Genomic DNA, 23,334 nt, shown 5'->3' with positions numbered 1-23,334 from the left:
AAGAGCTCTTCTTTGTGAAATCGTCTGCGTTCACAGACTCCACCAACCAGTCGTGACAGCAGAGGCAACGGGATGGGCTCCATAGCGGAGCCCATCCCTGTGAGCCGTATCCGATCTTTGCTGCCAGTCAAGCAGGCCGCCCATCGCGGCCTGCTCAACGAGTCGGTCGAAGACTTCGTCAACGATGTGTTCAAAGCCGGTGAGGAACCGATCGACCGCGTCTCTGGACGGCAGTCGATCGAACCCACAGCCGAGCCAGATGAACGTGTTCCGAAACTCCTGTTCGACGGGACAAATGCTGGAGATGCTGTGGCAGTAGCAATGGAGAAAGCCACGCATTATCTCAGGTGGCTCGTGGTCTCATTTCGCCCCGTCTTGCGGCGTACGCGAGGACCGCAGCACCGCCAGCGAAGGCGACGTGCGGACCCAAAACGACGCCAAACCCAATCAGCGCCGTAAACGGATGGATCGTCCCCACACGGGACGGACCTATACTTCCTGCGACTGTAACGCTTCTCGAAGAATTTCGGTACTTGGGTCTAGCTGATTACATGCAGAGCGCTTTTGTAGGACTATCTCGATAGAGATAACTAGGATCGCATCATGTCGATGACTGAGTTCATGGATTCCACTGCTGCGAAAATCGTCTTGGCAGCACAGCGTGGGGATTCCATCAATCGAATTGCGGAGAAGGTCGATATTTCGTACTCGTGGATATATGACTGGATCGAGCGGTTGACCGATGCAGGAATTATCGCAAATACTGATGATGGAATTCACATCGTCGACTACGAGATGCGCCGCCACTATGATGAAATGATGGGTGCATTGTACCGTCGCGACTGCATCTCGCAGGAGGACGCCTATATCATTCCTCACTTTGCGGGGATGGAGTTCGCGTACACGGAGATTGATGCGGCCTACGTCTGGACACACGGCGGCTATCAGATCGCGCGCAGCCACGACGACTATCCCGTGTTCATCGACGTTCACGACCAAGACGTCGACCGCTGGATCGCATTCTTCGAACAATACGGGATCGACACCGCGATCGACGAACGCCCCGATGCCAGCAACGTCGAGGGAGATATCTACTATGTCTTGTTCCCCACAGCAGGTGGTATTGACACAGAGTGGATCGACGGTAATCCGGTTATCCCATTGGATGAGACGGTCGAGCAGATGATGGACAATCGACCAGCCTACGAACCAGCGTTGGAGATCATTACCGAGGAGTACGACATGGATATCGACGCGAGCCACCACGACCGGATGACTGCGGACTGAAAAACGATTCAATCATGAGTCTTCCCGAACGCCAAACAGAACTGATTGATACACATCGTGCAATACAGGATGCCGGCCTGCCATACGTGCTCGTCGGCGGCTGGGCAGTATCTGCCTTCCAAGCGCGGTTCACCACCGATGTCGATATGGTTCTCCCAGAGACATCGCTCGATGAATACGACGCTCTTCTCACCAACGCCGGCTACACCAAGGAGTTCGATAATGAGGTGGCGAACATCTACGAGGGGCGGATTGTCCGGTACGAGAAACCAGTCGGTGAGAACACCGTTGAGTTCGATGCACTGGTTGGTGCGTTGCGCTGCCGACAGACTGACGCCGAGTGGTCGTACCGCTACCTCGAAGAGCACAGTCTCGTCGAATCACTCGACGTGGCGGAAGATCTAGCTGCGAGGATTCCGGAGCCTGCCCTCCTGTTCGCTCTCAAGCTCCATAGCGGACGGCTAGCAGATGCACGCGACCTCGTGGTAGTGGGTTCGAATGCGGAATTCGACCGAATTAACCGACACATCCACAGAGGGAGTTCGGATGCCCTCGCTACACAGATCGAGGGTGTTCTGGGACAGCTTGAGAATGAGGGGTTCGCAGACTCGTTCAAGGGTGTGTTCCAACAGGGAAAGGTGCCGGTCGATGACGTGGATTCGCTGATCGACTTTCTGCAGACACAACGTACTGAACTCGAGCGAGGTAATGGCTAGTCTCGTAGGACGTAGCGTGCGCTAGTCTTGGAACGTCGCGACTGTTCGGCCTGTCTCCTCGGCCTCCTTACTCCGCGACATCCCGTACGTTGCGAGAGCTTCTTCAACCGCTTTGTCCAGACTCATGGGCTACTCAAACTTGGGCTCTATCGACGTAAACTCTCACGCGCTCGTCGACGACTGAGAGGCCGTCGCGAGACCAACGGCGACATCGACACCTACATCGATCGCCACGGCGTCGCCGGCCTCGCGACGGCGCTCACCTACGCGGTCGCCCGCGAACGGGGCGAGGTGACCCACCGGCTGATGGCCGAAGACCTCGATATCTCGCCGCTGGCCGCCGAGATCGTCCTCCAAGCGCTCCGGCCCGTCGTCCACGAGCACTACGACATCGAGGCGTCGGGAGCGTCGCTTGACGAGTTGGACATCGACGGCGACGCAGCTGACGACGCGTGAGCGCGCTCCACATCGCCGACACCGGCCTGTTCGTCGATTCGCCTGCCGGAACGACGTGACCTTCGTCCTGCCGGAGCAGGTGTACGAGGAGTTGACCGTCGACGACCCCGACGTCGAGGCACCGCCCGTCGACGCCGCGATCGACGAGGGATGGGTGACAGTCGCGGCACCGCTCGAGTTTTCGGAGCCCATCGTCTCGCGGGCGATGGGCGGCATCCAGCGGTACATCGCGAACGTCGACGACCGGCCCGCTGACGAGGTCGAGCGGGCGGACGCCGCGCTTGCAGCGTTAGCTGCCCAGCATCTCAGTGCGGGGACGGCGACTGAAGTATACATCTACTCGACCGATATCGCGGCCGGCGAAGGGGCTGAAACGGTACTCGCCAGTGAGGGCTACGGTGACTCGGTGACGTTCGTGAACGGGTTCCGGTTCATCAAGGATCTTCGCTCGAGCGATCGCTAACAGATTTGTTCCTTGAGGAAGGGGACTCCGCGCTACAGCTTCAGTTGAAAGCCCTCGGCCGCTCGGCATCCTGCGACCACCACTGCGCTCCTCACACTACCCGATAGGATGCTCACGACGGTGCGAGCACGGGCAAGTAGAGAGTGCTGTTATGGCTCCTGCACCATTTGTCGCCCAAAGATCAAGACTGATACCACCGCCGTCGCAACGGTGAACAAATGCCCTCCATGACACGCCGTGCGGCCCTCGGCGCAGTCGCCGGCTTCGTTGGCAGCGTCGCGGGTTGCGCTGGTCTCCTCGATAGAGAATCATTCCCCATCCAACGGTCATGGCAGACGGGTTACCGTGATCCGTCGTCTGTCGCCATGACCGCAGCCGGGCAGCTCTTGGCTGGCTCGCACAGCCCATTCCGCGATCGGCCGATCGTCGCCGGTCTAGACGCCCAGACCGGTGAGAGCACCTGGACCGTGACGGTCGCGAAGGGCGAGAAGTCGCCTCTCGGCGTCGGTGATGGGCGAGCCTACGCTATCTCGAAGGCCGAAACGATGGTCGCTGTCGACGCAGCCACGGGTGAGCCCGTCTGGCAGCGCCAACTCGCACCGATCGACGCGGCCGACCCTGGGGTCGTCGAATTCGCCCCCATCCCGCTCGGTGATCGCATCGTGGTCCCAATCTCAGGCACCGAAGATGACGTGCCCGACCGACTGGTCGGTGTCGCCCGGGCGGACGGTGAGACGCTGTTCACCCATTCCCTGTCCGCATCGCTGTCAGGCGCTCCTGGCGCGACGTCCGATGGTGTGGTTGCGCCCCTGGTCGACGGTCGTGTGCTTTACCTCGACCGGACCGGCGCAGTCGGATGGACGCGGGATATTGGCGCTCCGCTGTCGGCCGTTGGGGCTACTGACGGGACCGCATACCTCGGCGCCGCCACCGAGGAGCTGCTGGCGCTGGAGACCGCGACCGGCACAGTCGCCTGGCGCGGCTCGCTGGCCAACACCGTATTCACACGGCCGTTGGTGACCGACGATCGGGTGTACGTCGGCGGCGCGGACTACACCCTCCGGGCGTTCGACCCGGCCTCGAGCCAGCAGTTGTGGAGCGATGACCTCGGGAACGCCGTGACTCACGGGCCGATGCAGGTCGGCGACCGCTTGGTGACGCTGGTCGGCGGGACGCACCGCATCCGTGGCTCGAGCGGCACCATCCCGTTCAGCCCGACTGTACTCTATGTTCACGAGCGGGACGGCACACGCATCCGTGAAGTCCGATTCGATGGCAAGTCGTTCGAGGGCAGCAGCATCGAATGGGCACAGGCGGCCGGTGAGACGGTCTATCTGGGACAAACGGACGGTCTGACACGGGTCGCTCCGGAGGCGATCACCGATGCGTGATCCCGACACCGCTGCCGACAAGCACGATCCGCCGCGGCACGCGACCGAGCGACAGGACAGCCGGAACTGGTCGCGCCGCCAGGCGCTCGCCTCGCTCGCGTCGGCGGGCACGCTCGCGCTAGCAGGGTGCAGCCTGCGGTCGGTGCTGTCCGACGTCCAACCCCTTTGGGAGCGTGACTTCTCGACCGCAACAGCGGCAGGTCCACCGTCCGCGACCGACGAACACGTCGTCGTCGGTGGACAGGACAAACGCCTCCACGGGTTCACGGCCGACGGGGAACGGATCCTCACCGTCGAAACCGGTGGTCCCATCGAGACACGACCGGCTGTCCCGTCATCGGGCGGCCCAGTCCACGTCCACAGCACCGATGGTGAGCTCTACACGGTCGGGCTGTCGGGGGAGCGACTATGGCACGTGGAGGGACAAGCCCGGAACGGGTGGCTCGGTCGACACGGCTCACTGCTGGTCGGCATCAATCCGGTCGGCGGTGTGGTCACCGGCTACGATGCGCGCGACGGCACACGCCGCTTCCAGCGGTCCGGTCGAGAGTATCCGTTCCCTACACTCAGTGACTCGGCCTGTATCTTCCCCGTCACGAACTCGGATGACGACACGAAGCTGGTTACGCTTGCTCCGGCGACCGGCGAGGTGCTGTGGGAGTCGCCACCTCGTAATGGCTACCCCTACGTCGTGGCTGCTGGCGACCGGATCGTGACGGTCCGCAATTCTACCGTGCGGATGCGCCGGGTCCGCGATGGGCACGTCCTGTGGCGGACCGCGGTGGACGGCGACGTGACTAGCCACTTTGATCCGCCAATCTGGCTCGGCGAGCACGTCTACGTGCGTGTCCGCCGTGATGATCGCTCGGACGAGCTGGTTGCCATCGAGCGCGATGGGGGAACCATACGGTGGCGCCGGGCCGTCGGGTACGAACTCGAGACGGTGACGGCGACCTCACAAGGTGTGTTCGTTGCGAGTTCGGTCGACGACCCCGACGGTGGCATTCTAATCCGGCTAGACGCCTTCACCCTCGATGGGACCCGGCGATGGGAGACGACAACAGACATCTCGATCGGCGGGATAGTCGAGGCACTAGGCCGTTCCGGTGAGATCCTCTTTGCGGCCAGCGACAACGATCTCGCCGCCTACGACCCTGCTACCGGGAGGCGCCGGTGGCGGTACGATGCGGAGTCTCGGATCGGTGTGACGACGACTGATGGCGCGCTGTACATTTCTTACCGCGACCGCGGTGGCGTGGCGCGGCTTCCGACGAGCTGACCTGGAGCTACTGTGTGCCTATCTTTGAGCAGCGAGAGAATCCCCGCCCTTCAGGGCGGGCGTGAATCGCGTCACTTGACTCCGCAAGCCACGTTCTGACGGTAGTACGGATATGTAAGCGGGTGAATTCCGTCGTGTGACAGACACCGAGGCGGTATGACCGCCCACCTAATCGGGCAATATCGGGACGCCGGGAACCAGCAAGTTCGAGACACCCATCTCGAACCGCTGTGGTGTCTCGGAGGGATAGCTCCGAGTCCCATACCGGGATAGGAGTAACGGCAGTGGGGCCCCGCCAGTAGCCCGTCATGCCGACTGGGTTGCAAACCAGCAAATATCCCACCCTGCGGCACGGGAAGCCCCGGCGTTTACGCCCGTGAGGAGGTCACCGATGGCCATCATTCCGCTGTCGTTCAAACTGATAAGAGTATATTACCCGTTCCAATTGTGGCTTGGATCGCTGAGACACAAAAACTCTAATTAAAATCTTACGGGAATGAGTATTTGCTGTGCCACAACGATTCGCGCCTTTCTTTTTTCCAATCACTGAGAGGTAGATGTGGTAGCACATGACAAAGAAGAATGAATCGACTAACAGCGTGGCGCGGCGATCGGTACTAGCGGCCGGCGGCGCTACGACGCTCGGGGCGCTCGTGGGACGCGTCGGGGTGAGATCGAACGGATCGGCTGCGGTCGACCAACACGAGGATGACGACGGCGGTGGAGGCGCCGATTCGGGCCACGACGTCACGGTACGACAGGAGCCAGGCAACGCCTTCTACTGGGTGCTCCCGGGTGAACGGCGGCTGAGCCCCCAGGTGTTCGGAACGCCCAAGAATCCGCGGCGTGGGAGCGACCTGCTCAAGTCGCGGATCGAACAGGCAAAGGGGATGCCCGAGCCACTCGACGAGACCATTCCGCAACTTCTCCAGGACCTGCCGCCGCTCGTGGCCGCACCGGAGGCGGCCCGCGAACCGATCGAAGACGAAGAGTCGGACGGGATTGCTCAGGAGAGATTCACCGAACCGACGCTGTACAGCGACAACGCCGAAGTGACCAGCGGCTCATTCGAGATCACTTACCAGGATCGTCAGCCATACGATCTTCCCGGAGAGCCGGGTGATACGACTGATTCGGTCGATCTCGACGCGCAGTTCACCGACCCGGCGGGAAACGAGTACGAACTCGAGCACGACCACGTCGTGCAATCGCCGATTCCCGGCTACGAGACAGGCGGTGGCGTATTGTCGGGCGGCTGGCTCCACGGGATCACGGGGACCGGATCACCGCTGTTTCCCCGAGTGTACACCTACGGCGCGTCGTGGGGCGTCGGTAACGTCCATGTCAACGGTGAGTTGGCCACCGAGGACGGGTTCCGCGTCATCCACTTCATGACGACGCAGACGGTGCGCGACGAGCGATACCGAATCCCCCTCGACGAGGAACTGCCGCTCGCGCCCGACGAGACGATCGCGGGGCGGATCCATCACACCCACGGTGTTGTCCTGCCGATCAGGCCGACCCCCGAGAGGCCCGTCTACGACCCCGTTCCGACCGCGATGGAATTACCGAACGGCGAGGCCCAACCGTTCATCCATGCGATGTGGGAACAGGAGGAGCTCGTCGAGGGACCGTTCGACGAGTGGGAGTTCCCCGGCCAGGAGGACGAGGAGGCTTCGGACGCCGAGGAATCGTCGGATGGAGACGCTGACTTCCAACTGTTGGGCGAAGCGTCGGCCTGGCAGGGCGCGGCTCCCGACGCCATCGCGGGCGAGGAGAATCCGACCATGCAACTCGAGGCGGGCACCGAGTACGTACTCGTCTGGGAGAACGCCGACGGACTCCAGCACAACTTCGCGATCGAAGACGAGAACGGGGAGGATCTTCAGGCGTCCGAACTCGTCGGCGAAGAAGGGGCCACACAGACGGTCACGTTCACGGCTACCGAAGAAATGGCCGAGTACTACTGTCAGGTCCACCCCCAGAGTATGCGCGGAGAGATCGAGATCGGCTGACGATAGACCCGTATCGAGGTCGGACATCGGTGGCCTCCGTCTTCACGGAGGCGATTTGGCTCTCGAGCACCGATCAGTTATCCCTCCGCGGGAAGCGCGACTGGATCGCCGAGCCGAATCCCCACCGTGCTGGGCTAGGCATCTCGTGGCCACGGATATCGCCGAGGGAGTTCTCACCGTCGGTCGTCAGCGTCAGCTGACCGCCTGGCTCCGGCCTTCGAGCACCAGCGGCTCGAAGTCGGTCTGAGCAGCGTAGACGGTCGCTGAGAGGCCGTCGACGCCGGAGCCAACGGTCACTCCGTCGCGACCGGTCGTGGTTGTGTTAGGTTCTCCGTTCATTCGGTGTATCCCTCGATCAGACTGCGGAGTCGGTCCGCCGGCAGCACGCCGGTGTGCTGTTCGACCTGCTCACCGTCTGCGAAGAGGACGAGCGTCGGGACGCTACGAACCCCGTAGGCACCCGCGAGCTGCTGGTGTTCGTCGACGTCGACCTTCGCGATTACGGCCTCGGTTTCGTCGGCCAGTCCCTCGAGAACGGGCTCGAGCATCTGACAGGGGCCACACCAGTCGGCATGGAAGTCGACGAGGACGACCCCGTGATCGTCAACGACGTCTTCGAGGTGGTTTTCGCTCTCGATGTGGAGCGGTTCGTCGATCGACTGTCCGGAAGCGCCGCCGTGTGCATCAGTTGCCATTACGTCTACATAGCGACTGACGCCGTTTAAAGATTTTGTGTGTGTTGCACAATACCAGAACAGCATACTACAGCGGATCCGAAGGGTCGGCGATCTGTGCAAGGAAGGTATATCGGATTTAGCACCCAATCGTCGATAATACTTCGATTTATTATTCAGATGGTCCCGTCATCAACGTGAATTGTGTGCCAGTTCCGTGACCGGTTATGTGTGGTCTATCGATTACTGGGGTCGCTTCCGGTCGGCACTACAGTAACCACAGACAGTCACTGCACACCTATTCGCATGACAGCTGTGCGATTAGCGTGTCGCTCGTTTCAGTGGCTACGATAGTCTCCCATCGGTTGTATACCGAACCGGGCGAAATAGCCGACCCGCGTTCCCCCATGGTCCTCGAACTCGAGGCCTTGTCGCTCGGCGCGTCGTTTGAGCGTCTCAAGCGTGACGAAATGTGGGTCGGGAAGCGATTCTCCGACGACGAGTCGGCCGCCGGGTTTCAGTATCCGTTCGAGTTCACCGAGTGCCCGCTCCTGATCCGGAATTTCGCCGAGAACGAGGACCAGATACGCGGCGTCGAAACTGTCGTCCGGGTACGGCAGCTGCTGTCCATCGCCGCGTATCGGTTCGACGTTCCGATGGCCCTGCTGTCGTGTCCGTACGTGCAGGTGCTCGACCATCGCCTGCTGGACATCGGCGGCGTGGACTGTCCCGTTCGGCTCGACTGCCTGTGCGATCGTCCCCGTATAATAGCCGGTTCCTGGCCCGAGCTCAAGGATCCGTTCTCCGGGTCGTGGATCGAGAAGAGTGCGCAGCTTGGAGTGAGTGATACCTGGTCGAGGAAGATCGATCCAGACACGCTGCGAATACGGACAGGGTGACGGGTTCGATCGCCACCGGAGTGCATATCTAATCCCGGCGAGCAAAACGAGTCCGAGCAGGGAGACAGCCACCCGTGATGTACGACGAGAGACCATCGGGAACGTGTTCACCTCGGACGTGCTAAATTCTTCCTCCGAAGAAACAGGGCAGACAAACACCGTCAACTTGCCGTTGCTGCCCCAATCACGATTTCCCTCCGGATCTATGGACGAGGGTTTGGCGTTTTCTGTGACAGCGACGTCCAGAAAGCGCTCAAGAAGGAACTCGACGAGGACTTCCGACAGTACAGGATCCTGGGTACGTACAATCCGCAGTTGGCACATCGAAGTCTCGAGGAAGACATCGAGTTCGGGACATTGCTCCCGCGTACCGTCGTCGTGTACGACGGTGATGACAGCGATGTCATCGTCAGCGCTGTCGACACCCAGCACCTGATCGGCGTCGTTGACAACGATGAGCTCGATCCCATCGGGGATGACGCTGATCCGTACTTCTCATCACGGTTCTATAATACCACTTGAAACGGTTCACACGCCGATCGCCGTCCAGTCCCGCGATCGGGTGTGCACTAACTTTCAAGTGGTTATGGGCCTAGCACTTCGTGGAGAGTTCAACAGTGCCAGCGAAGCGGTTCAGCGACGGACGAGGACGTATTACTCGAGCAGGCCGAGATCCTCGAGACGGCTGACGATCACATCAACAGCCTGTTTGGCGTCGTCCACCTTCTTCCCGCCAGTGATAACCAGTTTTCCGGAGCCAAAGAGGAGGGCAACGACTTCAGGCTCATCGAGTCGGTACACGAGTCCGGGGAACTGCTCCGGTTCGTATTCGATATTCTCGAGGCCGAGACCGATCGCGATTGCGTTCAGGTTAAGGTTGCGGCCGAGATCAGCGCTGCTGACGATGTTCTGGACGATAATCTCTGGATCCTCCTCGACCTGAATATGGAGGTCACGGAGCTCATCGAAGACGATTTCCAGACTCTCGTGGACGGCTTCGGTGCTTTTCGCGCCAGTACAGACGATCTTCCCCGATCGGAAGATCAGTGCGGCGGACTTGGGATTCTGCGTGCGGTAGACGAGACCGGGGAACTGTTCGGGGTCGTAGTCGGCCCCCTCAAGATCCATTGCGACGCTTTGGAGATCGAGCTCCTGTCCAATACCAGTCGATGCCACCACGTTTTCGATACTGATGGATTCCTTCGGGTCAGCCATAAGTCGTTAAAAGAGACGTATTTAAGGTATATAAACCTCCGTACTATGATCCGATCCATCTTGTCCTTCTATACCACAGAGGGACTACTGTACTGGCTCGGATCAATGACGATTGCCTCGTCGATACGCCGAGCAACGTCCGCTGGATTAGGGATAATAATGTATAATATACACATTTCTATGATATAGAAGTTATTAAATTCGCTGGAAAGGCGTACAGTAATTGATGCGGAAACCAACGATCATATCCACGACAGCTGTTATTTCATCCGCGGGACGACTATCGCTGTAACCGGATTCAATACGCGGATTCGAGATTTCGACGATGCTGGAGTTATTCTGCCATCGAATTAACCATTGGACTGTCACTAAGTAGGAACCGCGCCAGTATACGGATTGTGTGAATATTGTGCACTACAATGGATCAAGACCCGTGCACTGTACTTCTTCCTCGGCTGGGTACTTTCCATCGCGCTCGCGGGCTCGCTGCTCGTCGCACGCCCCCTCGAATAGTCTCCCGGAACAGCCCGTAGTGACGGCGGCGACAACCGCATCGACGGACTCGTTCCCGTAAAGCGTCTCCCGTCGGTCGCCGGACCGTGGTCCGTCCCGCCTGGAATCTCGCAGTGTTCGCCGTTGGGATCGGCTTCTTCTTTGACCTCCTCCCACGCCTAAAGTCGCAGGAATCCCACCATGGGATTTCAGGCCGAGTGATTCGCCCCTTCGGTTTCAAGACGCATACGTTCCACGCGTCAATTGCTGGGATTCAGCATCGGCTTGGCTGTCTTGTGGACCGGTCAAACGGCCCCCTTCCTCAGCCGAGTCATCGCCACCCGTGTGTTCTCTTGAATAGCTCTCTCCGCTGAGGTAGCGGTCTGCAATGTTGAGCGCGGTCGTCAGACTACGTCTGACGGGCAGCAAACTTGTGCAACAAGTTTGCGGCGGCGTTGATGTCCGCGTGGTACTCCGAAACCCAACACTCCGAATTCGAACACGTGAACGTCGCTTGCTCGGGCCGGTAGCCCTGTTCTCCGCAACAGTGGCACGTCTTCGAGGTGTACGCGGGATTCACCGTCTCCACACGAATCCCTTTCTCAGCCGCCTTGTAGCGGAGTTGGGCGTGCATCTTTGCGAAGCCCCATCCGTGAAGCCGACGGTTCATGAACGCGCCGTAGTCCATGTTCTCCCGGATGTGCGTCAGGTCTTCCAGAACCAACACAGGATTCTCGAATTGGTCGGCGTAGACGATAACCTCCAACGTGACTGTGTGGAAATGTCGTCAATCTGTCGCCAGAGCGAATCGCCGTAGGATTCCGCGATACGTTCGCTTCCGCGTTTCTGAAGGCGGCGAGTCGCCGTGAAGTATGTTTCACGGAGTTGTCGAACTCGCTTGCCTTCGTCGTTCCAGAGGTTGGATGTAGCCGGGGAGCCGCGCTCGTCACGGTGACACACCGTTACCAAGAGGCTTCCCCGATGTCTACCCCAATCGGCGTTTCGTCCGCCGAACTGGTTCGTTCCTCCACGTTTCGCGTTGCGACGACGTGCAAGTACCACTCACCGTTTCGGTCGAACAGGCGATACTCACCCATCGTCGCGTCCCCCGCGTGCAATGCTTCGAGCCACTCATGCTGTTCGGGATTCGGTTGCGCGGGGAGCTACAGGTTGTAGCCGTCGTGGCGTGGAATTTTGACGTACCACTCGATGGCGTTCTGTGGGTTGTGGTCGAGTTTCGGACCTTCATTCGTGAATCGGACAGGGTGGTCGTCGTGAAGCTCTTTCGCGTCGTAGCTTCCGCCACAGAGTTGTGGGACGTACTTCTTGAGTGCGTTCTTCGCGTAGCCGCTCAGGTCGTAGTTAACCACTACGTCGTTCGCTTCGGTCTGGGTGGTGCAATTCGCGTTGAACGCCGCTTTGAGGGCGTCTTGGTACGCCTGTTTCGTCTCACAGAGTTTGTGGTGCTTGTGGGTGTTCGGTTCCACAAGCTTGAGTTCCAGCGTCCCGGTGAGTTCGGTCACGTATCTCTCTCCTCGTGGCGCTAGATGTAGTCTTGAACTGTTTCACTGGAAACATGGCCCGCTGTGCCCGCGTAGTAGCCGCGTGTCCACTTGATTTTCTCGCCGTCGTGGTCCGCGTGGCGGTGGTTGTACTTCCGCGAGGAAATACCCTTGAACCAGTTGGCGAAGAGGGCCGGGGCGTGTTTCGGTGGGCTACTCACGAACAGGTGAACGTGGTCGGCTTGGAGGGTGAGGTCGATAATTTCCAAGCCTTTCTCGTCTGCGATTTCGTGGAGGATTCGACACACACGGTCGGCAACCTCGTTCACCAGTACCGAGTTGCGGTACTTCGGCAACCACTCGATGTGGTAGTTGAGGTTGTATGTCGTGTGGTCTTCATCCGTACTACACACTATAGCCAGGACGAACCTTAAAATCATATCAAAGTACGAGAAATACAGCCGTTCGTAGCAACGCAGAATAGACACACTATGCCTACCGCTCGACCCGCGCCTAAAGACGCGGGTATGCGCTCGCACTATGTATCATCGAACAGCGATAGGCGATGTGCACACGCACGTCGTCAACCTGAGCGCGATTTCCGAACCCGGTCGATCTCGTTGACTCAATAGCGTCGAACGCCATGACCGCTACTACCGAGGAGCTGATCGACCTCTCGCTCGAGAGCGGCATCGACCTGCAGGCGTGCCAGATGACGATCAAGTTGCTGGACTACGACGAAGATGACCTTCTACGACGGCGTCCCACCGGCGTCGGCGCAGCGACGGCGCTGCACCACATGGCCAAATCTGACATCCAGCTCTTGGGATAGCATGAACGAAACTGAGTCACGCTCTTAACGCCGAACCTGCGCGTCCTTGAGCGACCGGTACCCGCCTTCAGTGAGACGTGAGGCCAACGCCATCGGCCAGCAATTCGTGAGACCGAAGCGCGTCGTCGTGATCAGCAACGACGTGCTGGATCATCACCTCATCGACGCCGACGCGCTCGGAGAGTTGCTCCAACAGGTTTGCGAGGGTTTCCGGACTCCCAGAGATCGCACGCGGCCACTCGTCCGGCTCGAGCGTTGCAGGCGTCGGCTGTGGAACACCACCGAGTTCGTCGATGGCTTCCTCGACGGACGGTGACGTGCCAACCTCCCCGCGTTGCATCCGCTTGAATGACGCCTCAGCCACCGCTCGTAGCCGTGCCGCCGCTTCATCGGTCTCAGCACAGACCGCGTTCACTGCAATCATCCCCTCCGGGTCGTCGAGACCGTCGCCTAACCGTGATGACTGGAAATGCTCGCGATACTCCTCGAATGCGCGCGTGGCGAACTGCGGCCGAATGAACGCCGCGAAACAGTATCGCAGTCCGAGTTCGCCCGCGATAGCCGCGCTGGAGGGACTCGAACCGAGCACCCACGGCACGGGTTCGTCTTCACCCGAGCGTGGAATGTTGAGGTCGCTGTAGGCGTGCCCGTCGGGATAGTCGTCATAGAGGTGATCGATGACGGCCTCGATTTTCTCGGCGTGATCGTCGTCGGGATTCTGAACGCGTCGGTCCGTCCCGAGGGCGCGGTCGGCGGCTGGCGATCCGTTCGCCCGCCCGAGACCCGCGTCGATGCGGCCCGGAGCGAGCGAATTCAGTGCGCCGAACTGTTCGGCGACCTTGAACGGGCTGTAGTGATTGAGCAACACTGCTCCCGAGCCGAGGCGGATCGAGTCGGTTTCGGCGGCGAGGTGCCCGAGCAATACTTCAGGTGCGATGCCTGCGATGGTACTCGCCATTCCGTGGTGTTCGGCCACCCAGAACCGCGAGTATCCGAGCCGTTCGGCCTGTTGTGCGGCCTCGACGGTGTTCGCGTAGGCATCGGCCGCGGTGCCGTCGTCGGGAACTGGAGAGAGGTCAACGGCAGAGAGTTCCATATCCGGACTCGGAGATTACGAGGGATAACGGTTCGGTTCACAGAAGGTCCGCATTCTCACCAGAATCCGCCACTCCGCAATACTCTTTCAGAACCGACTCATTCCCTGCCCATTTCTCGCGCTATGGTTCCCTTGCCCGTTCGACCGGCCTCGTCTGGGAACGTCTCGATCACAGCTGGAGAAAATAGTAACCGCTGCTGGCCGATTTCCCGACAGTAACAGTTGTATTCACCGGTAACAGCATCTGCTACGATCTGCTACATGGAGAAAGTATATCTGTCGCAATCCCTTCTGATCCGGTACTGAATCGAGTTCTATGAGTAATAATACAGACGTTGACGACTCTCCCGAAGACGCCTCGGACGCTGCTCCCGATGGGGACGAACCCACCGAGCAGCCTGAGCGTCAGGGAGATCAGTCGTCGCTCGAGGAGGACGGTGACCGTCGCAACGATGTCGACGATCCGATCGATGACTTCGAGCCGTCGTCCGACGAGGCGGAGGAGGACGACATCGAGACGGTCAACGATCTCGGCAGTACAGTCGAGGTCGATCCCGGCGTCGAAATCGACGAAGAGATCGCCGAAGACGATCTGCTGGGCGGTCTGAAGATCGATTCGACGGAAGAAATCGAAGTCCCGGACCGACTCGTCGATCAGGTCATCGGCCAGGACGAAGCGCGAGATATCATCATCAAGGCAGCCAAGCAACGCCGGCACGTCATGATGATCGGCTCGCCGGGGACTGGCAAGTCGATGCTAGCGAAGGCGATGAGTCAGTTGCTTCCCAAGGAAGAACTTCAGGATGTCTTAGTCTACCACAATCCAGACGACGACAACGAGCCGAAAGTACGGACCGTTCCCGCCGGGAAGGGCGACCAGATCGTCGACGCGCACAAGCAGGAAGCCGATAAGCGCAACCGACGGCGCTCGATCCTGATGTGGATCATCATTGCAGCCGTCATCGGATACGCCATCATCGCGGGCCCCCTCCTGCTCGGCATCCTCGCGGCCGGGATCATCTGGCTGATCTTTCGGAACATTGGTCAGGGAGCGGACGCGATGGTTCCCAACCTGCTCGTCAACAACGGCGAACAACGTGTCGCGCCCTTCGAGGACGCGACCGGTGCCCATGCAGGTGCACTGCTGGGCGACGTCCGCCACGACCCCTTCCAGTCCGGCGGCATGGGGACCCCGAGCCACGAGCGGGTCGAACCTGGTTCCATCCATCAGTCTAACAAGGGCGTGTTGTTCCTCGACGAAATCAACACGCTTGATATCCAGACCCAGCAGAAGCTGATGACAGCCATTCAGGAGGGCGAGTTCTCCATCACGGGCCAGTCCGAGCGTTCCTCGGGTGCGATGGTCCAGACCGAACCCGTCCCCTGTGACTTCATCATGGTCGCTGCCGGGAACCTCGACGCCATGGAGAACATGCACCCCGCGCTCCGTAACCGGATCAAAGGGTACGGGTACGAGGTCTACATGGACGACACCATCGAGGACACCCCTGAGATGCGGCGCAAGTACGCCCGCTTCGTCGCCCAGGAGGTCGAACGTGACGGCCGCCTACCCCACTTCACCGACGACGCCGTCGAGGAACTCCTCCTCGAGGCAAAGCGTCGGTCGGGTCGGAAGAACCACCTCACGCTGCACTTCCGGACCCTCGGTGGTCTGATCCGGGTCGCAGGCGACATCGCCCGCGCCGAGGAACGTGAGCACACCACTCGAGACGACGTTCTACGGGCCAAAGACCGCTCGCGCTCGATCGAGCAACAGCTCGCCGACGACTACATCGAGCGCCGCAAGGACTACGAACTGCAGGTCAACGAAGGCGGCGTCGAAGGCCGCGTCAACGGCCTCGCCGTCATGGGCGAGGACTCCGGGATCATGCTCCCCGTCATGGCTGAAATCGCCCCCACACAGGGTGGTGGGCGAGTGATCGCCACCGGGAAGCTTCAGGAGATGGCCGAGGAGTCGGTCCAGAACGTCTCCGCGATTATCAAGAAGTTCTCCGATGTCGACCTTTCGGAGAAGGACATCCACATCCAGTTCGTTCAGGCCGGCGAAGGTGGTGTCGACGGCGACTCCGCCTCCATCACGGTGGCGACCGCCGTCATCAGCGCACTGGAAAATATCCCAATCGACCAGTCAATCGCGATGACCGGGTCGCTGTCGGTCCGCGGTGACGTGCTTCCGGTCGGCGGGGTCACCCACAAGATCGAAGCCGCCGCGAAGGCCGGCTGTACGAAGGTCATCATCCCCGAAGCGAACGAACAGGACGTGATGATCGAAGACGAGTACGAAGAGATGATCGAGATCATCCCCTGCTCGAACATCAGCGAGGTCCTGGACGTCGCCCTGATAGGCGAACCCAAGAAGGACTCGCTGATCGATCGGCTCAGGTCGATCACAGGAACGACGTTCGACCAGAACACTGTCGGCTCCGCCGGCAGCTCGAACCCGAGTCTCCAGTAACTGACTCGGCGAGCGACGTTCGGTCCGCTACTCAATTATCCGCTGGACGAATCGAGACGACCGAGCGACCGGACCGAGCGATGGGAAACGCCATCCGAGATTCGATCGAGAGAGCAAGTCAACGAGGCCGCCATCGCCAGTCGAAATTCCAACGATCCGACCGGTATGAAAGCTCACGATACCGATAAATATGCGGCGCGGAAAAGCGAGCAATCTGTCTCGTTCTCGGGGAAGAGTAGATCTAACGGTAGCGGCCGCTGTGCGATCGATCCGCTCGAGGTTCGCCGGGGGCTCCGTTAATCGCGGAAACGAAAGCGAGGGAAAGTTCATATGGACTGATGATAATAGGATACCTGTACGGAGATTACGGCCGAGTCCACAGAAACGGTCACCGGGACGAACGACCACGAAGTACCCGCTACCGAAATATCTGTATAAAATGACACGCGAATCAGTTACGGCGGAGATAACGGCGATAGCAACGGAACTCGAGGCCGACGATTCGATCGGGCAGTACGCAGCGATAATCGCCGAAGAGGTGCAGCACCGAGATGTCCAGGTTACAACATCGGAACGGACTGCCGCTGCGTGTTTGCTCGCCGCGTGTCGGCTTCGCGAGGAGCCGGTACGAGTGACCGTCATAGCCGATCAGACAGCCGTTTCGAAGGAGCAGATCCTCGGTGAAATGCAGCGTCTCTCGCGAGAACTCGAGATTGGAGTTCCACTTGCCGATCCAGAGAGACTCATCGAGAAAAGCTGTGACGAACTCGCGTTGCCGGAACCCGTTCGGGACCGGGCCGTACGTCTCGCCCGAATCGGTGATGACGTTAGCGTGACGAGCGGCGTTTCTCCATACACCTATACCGCCGCAGTGCTCTACGTCGTCTGCTCGCCGACCGACGTGGACCTCTCACAGGCCGATATCGCAGCTCACTTTGACGTTTCGACTGCCACCCTTCGTGAACGACGAGACGACCTCCTCGAGGCGACGGGAAGCAAATTGTTCGAGATCCAGTTTCCCGATGCGTCTCCCGAGGCAGTGTCGCTGGTCGATGACCTTCTCACGGAGGCGCGGACGACCGAGTGGGCACGGAACAAGCGGAGTTTGGGAATTCTCGGCGGTGCATGGTTGTACGTTGCAAACGCCGCCGAGATATACACGAGTGCGACGGAATTGGCGACCATCATCGGAGTCAGTGACTCCACGATTCGGGCTCGCTACGAGCAATTCGTCGAATACGTCGATAGTGCGAACCGAGCCCCCGTTATCGCTTCCCTCGAGCAGAGATGAGTTCCCTTGAACGGGACGACCGTTCCGTCTGCGAAACGGAAACGGATCCGGTTTAGCTGAAAGTAGGCGCTAAGCCCCCTTCCTCAGCGAGTGCCGACCGAAAGGGAAGGCGCGAGCAGGGAGGAGATACAGCGTCCCCAGAGCGCTCCGCGTTCCGGTGTGCGAACGAGACGTGAGATGTCTCGTCAACGCCGCACGGTTCTCATACACGATTCGGTGGCTGCCTCACAGGCCCACGCAGTCGCAATGTCTTTGCAGTAGGGTACTATAATATTGAACGAACCCAATGGTGTATGATCTCGACTCGGGAGCGCACTCAACGTATTCCTTGCACTACCACCTGATACTCACCACAAAATATCGGCGCGGAGTGCTAACTGAGGAGCGAACCCAATTCATCTACGAGGTCATCAGCGGGTTCACGGACAACTACGGTGCCGAACTGACGAACCTCGACGGAGAGGACGACCACGTACACATCCTGTTCCGAGCGAAACCAACCACTGACCTCGTGACGTTCATCAATACGGTCAAGGGTGCAACCACCCGCCGTATCCGCAACGAGTACGCGGACGAACTGAAGACTGAGCTATGGGGCGACTCGTTCTGGAATGACTCGTACTGCCTCATCTCGACGGGACAGGTGTCGCTGGATGTACTGAAACAGTACGTTGAGAACCAACGCGAGTAGCGCCATGTACTACGCCTACAAGTACCGCCTCAAGCCGTCCGACTCCCACCGCGAGGAGTTGGACCGCCACCGCGATATTTGCAGGCAACTGTACAACCACACGCTCTACCGCCTCAACGAGTACCAAGAGAACCACGGCGAACTACCGTCCATGACCACGCTTCGGTCGGAACTACCCGATCTCAAGCAGTGGTGGGACGACCTCTCGGACGTGTACTCGAAGGTTCTCCAAACCGTCGTCGAACGTCTGTTCGACAACCTCAAAGGACTCTCCAAACTCAAGGAGAACGGCTACGGAGTTGGCCAACTCAAGTGGAAACCGCCACGGAAGTTTCGCAGTTTCACGTACAGCCAGTCTGGCTTCAAGCTCGACAAGAAGGGCGGTCAGACTATCCTGTCACTCTCGAAACTCGCGGACATACCGATTCGGCTCCACCGCTCCATCCCCGACGACGCGACACTCAAGCAGGTTACGGTCAAGAAGGAACCGACGGATGAGTGGTTCGCCACGTTCGGCGTCGAAATGGACCGTGAACCGCCCGAACCGCCTGAGAACCCTGAGAAGTGCGTTGGCATCGACGTGGGGATTCTCACGTACGCCCACGACACCGACGGCACGGCGGTCGGGTCACTCGACCTTTCCGACGAACGTGAACGCTTGGAACGCGAGCAACAGAAACTCTCGCGGAAGGAACACGGCTCTGCCAACTACGAGAAGCAACGGCGGCGGGTCGCGGAGTGTCACGCCGACCTCAAGCGAAAGCGCCGCGACTTCTTACACAAGCTCTCAAACTACTATGCGGAAGAGTACGACCTTGTGGCGGTTGAAGACTTGAGCGTGAAGGGGATGATGGAATCGCCGTCGAACAGCCGCAACACGGCGTCGGCGGCGTGGCGAACGTTCCTCTGTCTACTTGAGTACAAGTGCGAACGCGAGGGGACGTACTTCGTGGCGGTCAACCCGAGGGGAACGACTAAAGAGTGCGCGGCGTGCGGCGTTTCGACTGAGAAGCCATTATGGGTCCGTGAACACTCCTGTCCTGCCTGCGGGTTTGAGGCGGACAGGGACGCGAACGCGGCGTGGAACATCCTTTCTCGCGGCCTCGAAGATGTAGGAGTGGGACACTCCGAACAAACGCCTGTGGAGACTGCGCTCCCTGTGGATACCTCGGTATCTGCAAAGCGCGTCGTGGAAGCAGGAAGCCCTACCCTCACGGAGCGAACGGCGTCAGCCGTGAGCGAGTAGGGTAGGATAGTTCACACTGTACCGACGCTCACTTGGGTTTGCGAGACGCACAGCGATTTTCCAAATGCGGCTCTCGAGTCAGTAGACCGTCCGACACAACATGTTTACACATATATGTTTGTAATCATGCCGAGTACCGCCGCTAATTGTGTACTTATTCAGCACGCGTATAAAGCTTACTAACTGATTAGTTATAATCGGTTGTGCGAGGACAGTTGTCTTTCGCTGTCAACCCACGGAGATAGCCAGAGAGGCCGCGCCACGCGGAGACAGCCGCCGGCTATCAGTGGATGCCACGGACAGCCGCTCTAGATGAGCCACTCAACATCGTTGTGGATGACTGTACTGGGCCACCGTGATCAGCCGACTACGCTATCTGCTGGACGCTCCGAGACGGTCTCCGCAACGAACGTTCGGATGGAGTCTCCGTCAACAGCGGACGAGAGCTGTCGGAGTGCGCGGTCAGTTTCCTGCAGGCGCTGTTTCGTATGCTGGCGGAGTCGTCGTGTAGCGGGTGCTGAACCGGGCTGGACGGAAGGGCCGTCGGAAGCGAGGATGTCTCGTATCCGACAGACTGTGCCGAATCCGCGCCCCAGCGTTGCAAAGTGGTCTCTGTCCGGTTCATCGACATCCGCCAGCGTCGCACCGATAACGGCTGCCCCCCGACCGAGTGCGCCCGCCGTATCATCGATAAACGAACAGTACTCGGTCGATGAGGGGGTTGACTGACTATCGGTGCGTCCCAGTGCCTCGATAATCGAGTCTGAGACGGTCGTGAGTACCTCGAAGCACTCCCCTATTCGATTATCGTCAAGGCCTCCGAGCGTCGAGTACGCTGTCGTATAGAGGAAATCGGAGGCCAACAATGGAGACGTCACCTCCCACTGCAACGAGTCGGCGGCCGTATCACCGGGTTGGACTATCAATCGCTCGCGAAGCCGGACGTATCCGCGGAGCAGTTCGATCGCTGTCGCTGCGGGAACCACGACCGGACTGTCCGATGTCTCCGCCACAGCGTTGTGGGAAAGGGCTAACAGTTGCCCGAACCACCTGTTATCACGCTCCAGAATTGCCGTCCAAGCGGGAGCTAACTGTCCATCCGCAGCGTCGAGTACCATCTCGAGTCGGCTGTCGATTTCGGTCCGTCGTTCGGTGAGTGCGAGCTCGTGAGACATCGTCGTTAGTCGTCCGTCGTTGGGGACTCGACACCGGTATCATCGATGCCGACGGCTGATTCGGTCAGATCTCCCGTTCGCCACGTCCCACGCTGATACCACGCGTAGGCGATCGCCGCGCCAGCGACGTTCGAGACGGCAAACGAGAGCCAGATGCCCGATTCGCCGATCGAACTGGCGGAAACCCATGCGATCGGGAAGCGGATGACCCCGAGCATCAGCACGGAAATCACCGCTGCAGTAAGCGTCTTCCCGGCACCGCGGAAACTTCCCGTATACGCGCGCATGATTCCGATGAACCCGAACGTCAGTGCGACGTACCGCAGGAACTCCGCGGAGATATTGACGACTTCGGGATCAGTCGTAAACAGGTCGGCGATCGGGGCCGCGGCGAACCAGACGAGAACTCCCGCACCTGTGAGGACGCCGAAGAGTACCTTCGCCGCGAGCGCTGCCGCCTGCTCGGCTCGATCGGGCTTGGTCGCGCCGATATTCTGCCCGGTCATCGTCTCGACGCCGCGGGCAACCGCGATCGCGGGCAGGAAGACGACCGAGAATATGCGCGTTCCGATCCCGTACGCGGCGACGACCGTATCCGGGAAGAACGCGACGATGAACAACAGCAGGTTCATCGACACCGCTCGTCCCGTCCCCTCGATAGAGGCGGGGACGCCGATCCCAGCGAGGCGGCGGAGATAGCTGAGATCGGGTACCATGTCTCGGAGGTTGATCTGGACGCCGCGCTCGCCACGAAACATGATCGCGAGGCCGACGACCAGCGCCAGTGCCCGCGAAAACACGGTCGCGATCGCGGCTCCTTCGATTCCGAGTTCGGGGAAGGTGATCGTGCCTACGAGCGGTGCGTTCTCGACGAGCGTCCACCCAAAGATCAGGAACGGATCGATGATGATATTGAGAACCACCGAGCCGAACATGACCAGCATCGGTGTGATCGTGTCGCCGTAGCCGCGCATAAGCGCGACGAACACGGCGAATCCGAACATGAACAGGAGGCCCAGTGAGATGACCTCCATGTAACTCGAGGCCATCGGCAGTACGTCCGAAGAAGCGCCCATAATCCCGAGGAATTTCTCGACGAAGACGTAGCCGACGACGCCGAGAACAACTGACGCGATGCTGGCGAAGGTTACCGTCTGTGAAGCGGCGTACTCGGCCTTCCCTTCCTCTCCGGCACCCGTATACTGGGCGACAAGAACGCTTCCGGCGACTGAAATCCCCATTCCGAGCGAGATCAGCAAGAACACCATCGGGAACGCGAAACTAATCGCCGCGAGCGCATCCGTGCTGTACTGGCCCAACCAGAACGTGTCTGCAAGGTTGTACGCTGTCTGAAAGAGGTTCGTGACGACGATTGGCATCGACAGGAAGAAGAGCGGTTTCCCGATGTTACCCGACGTGAGATCGAACTCCTCACGCCCCTTGAAGAGTGAACTGATGCGACGACGAATATCTGTCACTGCATACCCTCCGCTACCGTTCCGGTCAGCAGATGCGTCTCGACGTACGTCGTGATGGTTTCGTAGAGACGATCCGGAGAGTGGTCGGCCGCGACTTGTTGTGTATGTGATCCCTTAATCATGGTCGTCAGTACCTCGGCAACGCGTTCCGAATCCACGCGGTCGTCGAATTCACCGGCGGTGACTCCGGCCGCAATTATCTCTCGTATTCGTTCGAAGAGATACGCATCGAATTCGACGAGACGGTCCCGGATTTTGTCGTTGTACGGTGCCTGTGCCTTCACCTCAAGCATCGCAGTGTGGAACTCCGTCCCGGGAGTATCTCCATCATCGGTAAGCAACACCTCGAGCAGTGAGCGGAGATGTTCCCGCGGAGAGTCACTATCGGTTGCGTCTATCTGGGTCGTATATCGGTCGTAGAGAAAGTCGAGAAACGCAACAAACAGCTCGTTCTTGCTATCGTAGTAGTAGTGAATGGATGCTTACTCATCTCGGATTCGGCAGCGATATCCTGCAATGTGAGTTCAGCGTATCCGTGCTTGCAGAGGGCCTGATACGTTGCGTTCAGGATCTCAGTAGTTGGCTCGTCGTTCATGTCGGTTGATACGGGTACTTACTAACTAGTCAGTCAAAAACCTTTGGGAAATGAAGATGGTGATT

General features: G+C 59.6%; 17 protein-coding genes and 7 pseudogenes. 13 read left to right on the top strand and 11 right to left on the bottom strand.

Features of this window, described 5'->3' with window-relative positions; translation table 11 throughout:
- Positions 1–126: 126 nt before the first annotated feature.
- Positions 127–430 (bottom strand): annotated as a pseudogene (locus K6I40_RS00745) (hypothetical protein); the annotation flags it as partial.
- 191 nt (positions 431–621) lie between these two features.
- On the opposite strand from K6I40_RS00745, the gene K6I40_RS00740 reads away from it, so the two are divergent.
- The 7 genes and pseudogenes from K6I40_RS00740 (at position 622) to K6I40_RS00710 (ending at position 7,607) form a co-directional block, all read left to right on the top strand.
- On the top strand, positions 622–1,287 hold the full coding sequence (locus K6I40_RS00740) for a helix-turn-helix domain-containing protein (protein ID WP_222913136.1): 666 nt from the start codon (positions 622–624) through the stop codon (positions 1,285–1,287).
- Positions 1,288–1,301: 14 nt separating this feature from the next.
- A complete protein-coding gene (locus tag K6I40_RS00735; RefSeq protein ID WP_222913134.1) occupies positions 1,302–2,003 on the top strand; it encodes a hypothetical protein in 702 nt (233 codons plus the stop codon).
- Between the two features lie 186 nt (positions 2,004–2,189).
- Positions 2,190–2,459, top strand: a pseudogene (locus tag K6I40_RS00730) (ArsR family transcriptional regulator); the annotation flags it as partial.
- Entirely contained in the window at positions 2,446–2,922 is a 477-nt protein-coding gene (locus K6I40_RS00725) for a hypothetical protein (RefSeq protein ID WP_222913564.1), read from the top strand. The pseudogene K6I40_RS00730 and the gene K6I40_RS00725, both read left to right, overlap by 14 nt.
- A gap of 365 nt (positions 2,923–3,287) precedes the next feature.
- A complete protein-coding gene (locus tag K6I40_RS00720; RefSeq protein WP_255681400.1) occupies positions 3,288–4,313 on the top strand; it encodes a PQQ-binding-like beta-propeller repeat protein in 1,026 nt (341 codons plus the stop codon).
- Positions 4,306–5,592: a PQQ-binding-like beta-propeller repeat protein gene (locus K6I40_RS00715; RefSeq protein WP_222913132.1), complete on the top strand. Its 1,287-nt coding sequence runs from the start codon at positions 4,306–4,308 to the stop codon at positions 5,590–5,592. The genes K6I40_RS00720 and K6I40_RS00715 overlap by 8 nt, the downstream gene beginning before the upstream one ends.
- Before the next feature lie 569 nt (positions 5,593–6,161).
- Entirely contained in the window at positions 6,162–7,607 is a 1,446-nt protein-coding gene (locus tag K6I40_RS00710; protein ID WP_222913131.1) for a hypothetical protein, read from the top strand.
- A 160-nt stretch (positions 7,608–7,767) separates the two neighbouring features.
- On the opposite strand, the pseudogene K6I40_RS00705 reads toward K6I40_RS00710, so the two are convergent.
- The 3 genes and pseudogenes from K6I40_RS00705 to K6I40_RS00695 form a co-directional block, all read right to left on the bottom strand.
- Positions 7,768–7,946: pseudogene (locus K6I40_RS00705) on the bottom strand (thioredoxin-disulfide reductase); the annotation flags it as partial.
- Positions 7,943–8,302: a thioredoxin gene (gene trxA, locus K6I40_RS00700; RefSeq protein ID WP_222913129.1), complete on the bottom strand. Its 360-nt coding sequence runs from the start codon at positions 8,300–8,302 to the stop codon at positions 7,943–7,945. The gene trxA and the pseudogene K6I40_RS00705, both read right to left, overlap by 4 nt.
- A gap of 317 nt (positions 8,303–8,619) precedes the next feature.
- Positions 8,620–9,276 (bottom strand): methyltransferase domain-containing protein, encoded by a 657-nt coding sequence (locus K6I40_RS00695; RefSeq protein WP_222913127.1) that lies wholly within the window; start codon positions 9,274–9,276, stop codon positions 8,620–8,622.
- Between the two features lie 117 nt (positions 9,277–9,393).
- Here K6I40_RS00695 and K6I40_RS00690 point away from each other — a divergent pair.
- Positions 9,394–9,702, top strand: a pseudogene (locus K6I40_RS00690) (DUF302 domain-containing protein); the annotation flags it as partial.
- 132 nt (positions 9,703–9,834) lie between these two features.
- Here K6I40_RS00690 and K6I40_RS00685 read toward each other — a convergent pair.
- The 3 genes and pseudogenes from K6I40_RS00685 to tnpA (K6I40_RS00675) all read right to left on the bottom strand — a co-directional run bounded on the left by K6I40_RS00685 (position 9,835) and on the right by tnpA (K6I40_RS00675) (position 12,802).
- On the bottom strand, positions 9,835–10,395 hold the full coding sequence (locus tag K6I40_RS00685) for a TATA-box-binding protein (protein ID WP_222913124.1): 561 nt from the start codon (positions 10,393–10,395) through the stop codon (positions 9,835–9,837).
- A gap of 729 nt (positions 10,396–11,124) precedes the next feature.
- Positions 11,125–12,410: pseudogene (locus tag K6I40_RS00680) on the bottom strand (transposase).
- Between the two features lie 20 nt (positions 12,411–12,430).
- Positions 12,431–12,802, bottom strand: a complete 372-nt coding sequence (gene tnpA, locus K6I40_RS00675; RefSeq protein WP_255681399.1) for an IS200/IS605 family transposase — start codon at positions 12,800–12,802, stop codon at positions 12,431–12,433.
- A gap of 233 nt (positions 12,803–13,035) precedes the next feature.
- Here tnpA (K6I40_RS00675) and K6I40_RS00670 point away from each other — a divergent pair.
- A pseudogene (locus tag K6I40_RS00670) lies at positions 13,036–13,221 on the top strand (DsrE/DsrF/DrsH-like family protein); the annotation flags it as partial.
- Between the two features lie 67 nt (positions 13,222–13,288).
- Here the strand turns inward: K6I40_RS00670 and K6I40_RS00665 are convergent.
- Positions 13,289–14,317: an LLM class flavin-dependent oxidoreductase gene (locus K6I40_RS00665; RefSeq protein ID WP_222913122.1), complete on the bottom strand. Its 1,029-nt coding sequence runs from the start codon at positions 14,315–14,317 to the stop codon at positions 13,289–13,291.
- A 316-nt stretch (positions 14,318–14,633) separates the two neighbouring features.
- Between K6I40_RS00665 and lonB the strand changes: the two genes are divergently transcribed.
- From lonB to K6I40_RS00645, 4 genes are all read left to right on the top strand, one after another.
- Positions 14,634–16,793, top strand: coding sequence for an ATP-dependent protease LonB (gene lonB / locus K6I40_RS00660; protein WP_222913120.1), 2,160 nt, complete (start codon positions 14,634–14,636; stop codon positions 16,791–16,793).
- Between the two features lie 439 nt (positions 16,794–17,232).
- Complete coding sequence (locus K6I40_RS00655) at positions 17,233–18,084, top strand: transcription initiation factor IIB family protein (RefSeq protein WP_222913118.1); 852 nt, start codon at positions 17,233–17,235, stop codon at positions 18,082–18,084.
- Positions 18,085–18,370: 286 nt separating this feature from the next.
- A complete protein-coding gene (gene tnpA, locus K6I40_RS00650) occupies positions 18,371–18,775 on the top strand; it encodes an IS200/IS605 family transposase (RefSeq protein ID WP_222913116.1) in 405 nt (134 codons plus the stop codon).
- Between the two features lie 4 nt (positions 18,776–18,779).
- Positions 18,780–20,021, top strand: coding sequence for an RNA-guided endonuclease TnpB family protein (locus K6I40_RS00645; protein ID WP_222913114.1), 1,242 nt, complete (start codon positions 18,780–18,782; stop codon positions 20,019–20,021).
- Between the two features lie 359 nt (positions 20,022–20,380).
- Here K6I40_RS00645 and K6I40_RS00640 read toward each other — a convergent pair whose 3' ends face one another.
- The 3 genes and pseudogenes from K6I40_RS00640 to K6I40_RS00630 form a co-directional block, all read right to left on the bottom strand.
- Entirely contained in the window at positions 20,381–21,196 is an 816-nt protein-coding gene (locus tag K6I40_RS00640; RefSeq protein WP_222913112.1) for a polyprenyl synthetase, read from the bottom strand.
- 5 nt (positions 21,197–21,201) lie between these two features.
- Positions 21,202–22,674 carry an MATE family efflux transporter gene (locus tag K6I40_RS00635; protein WP_222913110.1) on the bottom strand — a complete coding sequence of 491 codons (1,473 nt, stop codon included), beginning with the start codon at positions 22,672–22,674 and terminating at the stop codon, positions 21,202–21,204.
- Positions 22,671–23,269 (bottom strand): annotated as a pseudogene (locus K6I40_RS00630) (TetR/AcrR family transcriptional regulator). Before K6I40_RS00630 ends, K6I40_RS00635 begins: the two are co-directional and overlap by 4 nt.
- Between the last annotated feature and the right edge of the window lie 65 nt (positions 23,270–23,334).

This window comes from Natrinema sp. SYSU A 869 (assembly GCF_019879105.1).
Classification (GTDB): domain Archaea; phylum Halobacteriota; class Halobacteria; order Halobacteriales; family Natrialbaceae; genus Natrinema.
This window is presented reverse-complemented; position numbering and strand designations above follow the sequence as displayed.

Excerpts from the sequence above, each read along its gene's own strand:
- K6I40_RS00665 (WP_222913122.1), bottom strand. The coding sequence starts at position 14,317 with ATGGAACTCTCTGCCGTTGACCTCTCTCCAGTTCCCGACGACGGCACC.
- K6I40_RS00735 (WP_222913134.1), top strand. The coding sequence starts at position 1,302 with ATGAGTCTTCCCGAACGCCAAACAGAACTGATTGATACACATCGTGCA.
- K6I40_RS00655 (WP_222913118.1), top strand. The coding sequence starts at position 17,233 with ATGACACGCGAATCAGTTACGGCGGAGATAACGGCGATAGCAACGGAA.
- K6I40_RS00720 (WP_255681400.1), top strand. The coding sequence starts at position 3,288 with ATGACCGCAGCCGGGCAGCTCTTGGCTGGCTCGCACAGCCCATTCCGC.
- tnpA (WP_222913116.1), top strand. The coding sequence starts at position 18,371 with ATGGTGTATGATCTCGACTCGGGAGCGCACTCAACGTATTCCTTGCAC.
- K6I40_RS00685 (WP_222913124.1), bottom strand. The coding sequence starts at position 10,395 with ATGGCTGACCCGAAGGAATCCATCAGTATCGAAAACGTGGTGGCATCG.
- K6I40_RS00715 (WP_222913132.1), top strand. The coding sequence starts at position 4,306 with ATGCGTGATCCCGACACCGCTGCCGACAAGCACGATCCGCCGCGGCAC.
- lonB (WP_222913120.1), top strand. The coding sequence starts at position 14,634 with ATGAGTAATAATACAGACGTTGACGACTCTCCCGAAGACGCCTCGGAC.
- K6I40_RS00710 (WP_222913131.1), top strand. The coding sequence starts at position 6,162 with ATGACAAAGAAGAATGAATCGACTAACAGCGTGGCGCGGCGATCGGTA.
- K6I40_RS00695 (WP_222913127.1), bottom strand. The coding sequence starts at position 9,276 with ATGGTCTCTCGTCGTACATCACGGGTGGCTGTCTCCCTGCTCGGACTC.
- K6I40_RS00645 (WP_222913114.1), top strand. The coding sequence starts at position 18,780 with ATGTACTACGCCTACAAGTACCGCCTCAAGCCGTCCGACTCCCACCGC.
- K6I40_RS00740 (WP_222913136.1), top strand. The coding sequence starts at position 622 with ATGGATTCCACTGCTGCGAAAATCGTCTTGGCAGCACAGCGTGGGGAT.
- trxA (WP_222913129.1), bottom strand. The coding sequence starts at position 8,302 with ATGGCAACTGATGCACACGGCGGCGCTTCCGGACAGTCGATCGACGAA.
- K6I40_RS00640 (WP_222913112.1), bottom strand. The coding sequence starts at position 21,196 with ATGTCTCACGAGCTCGCACTCACCGAACGACGGACCGAAATCGACAGC.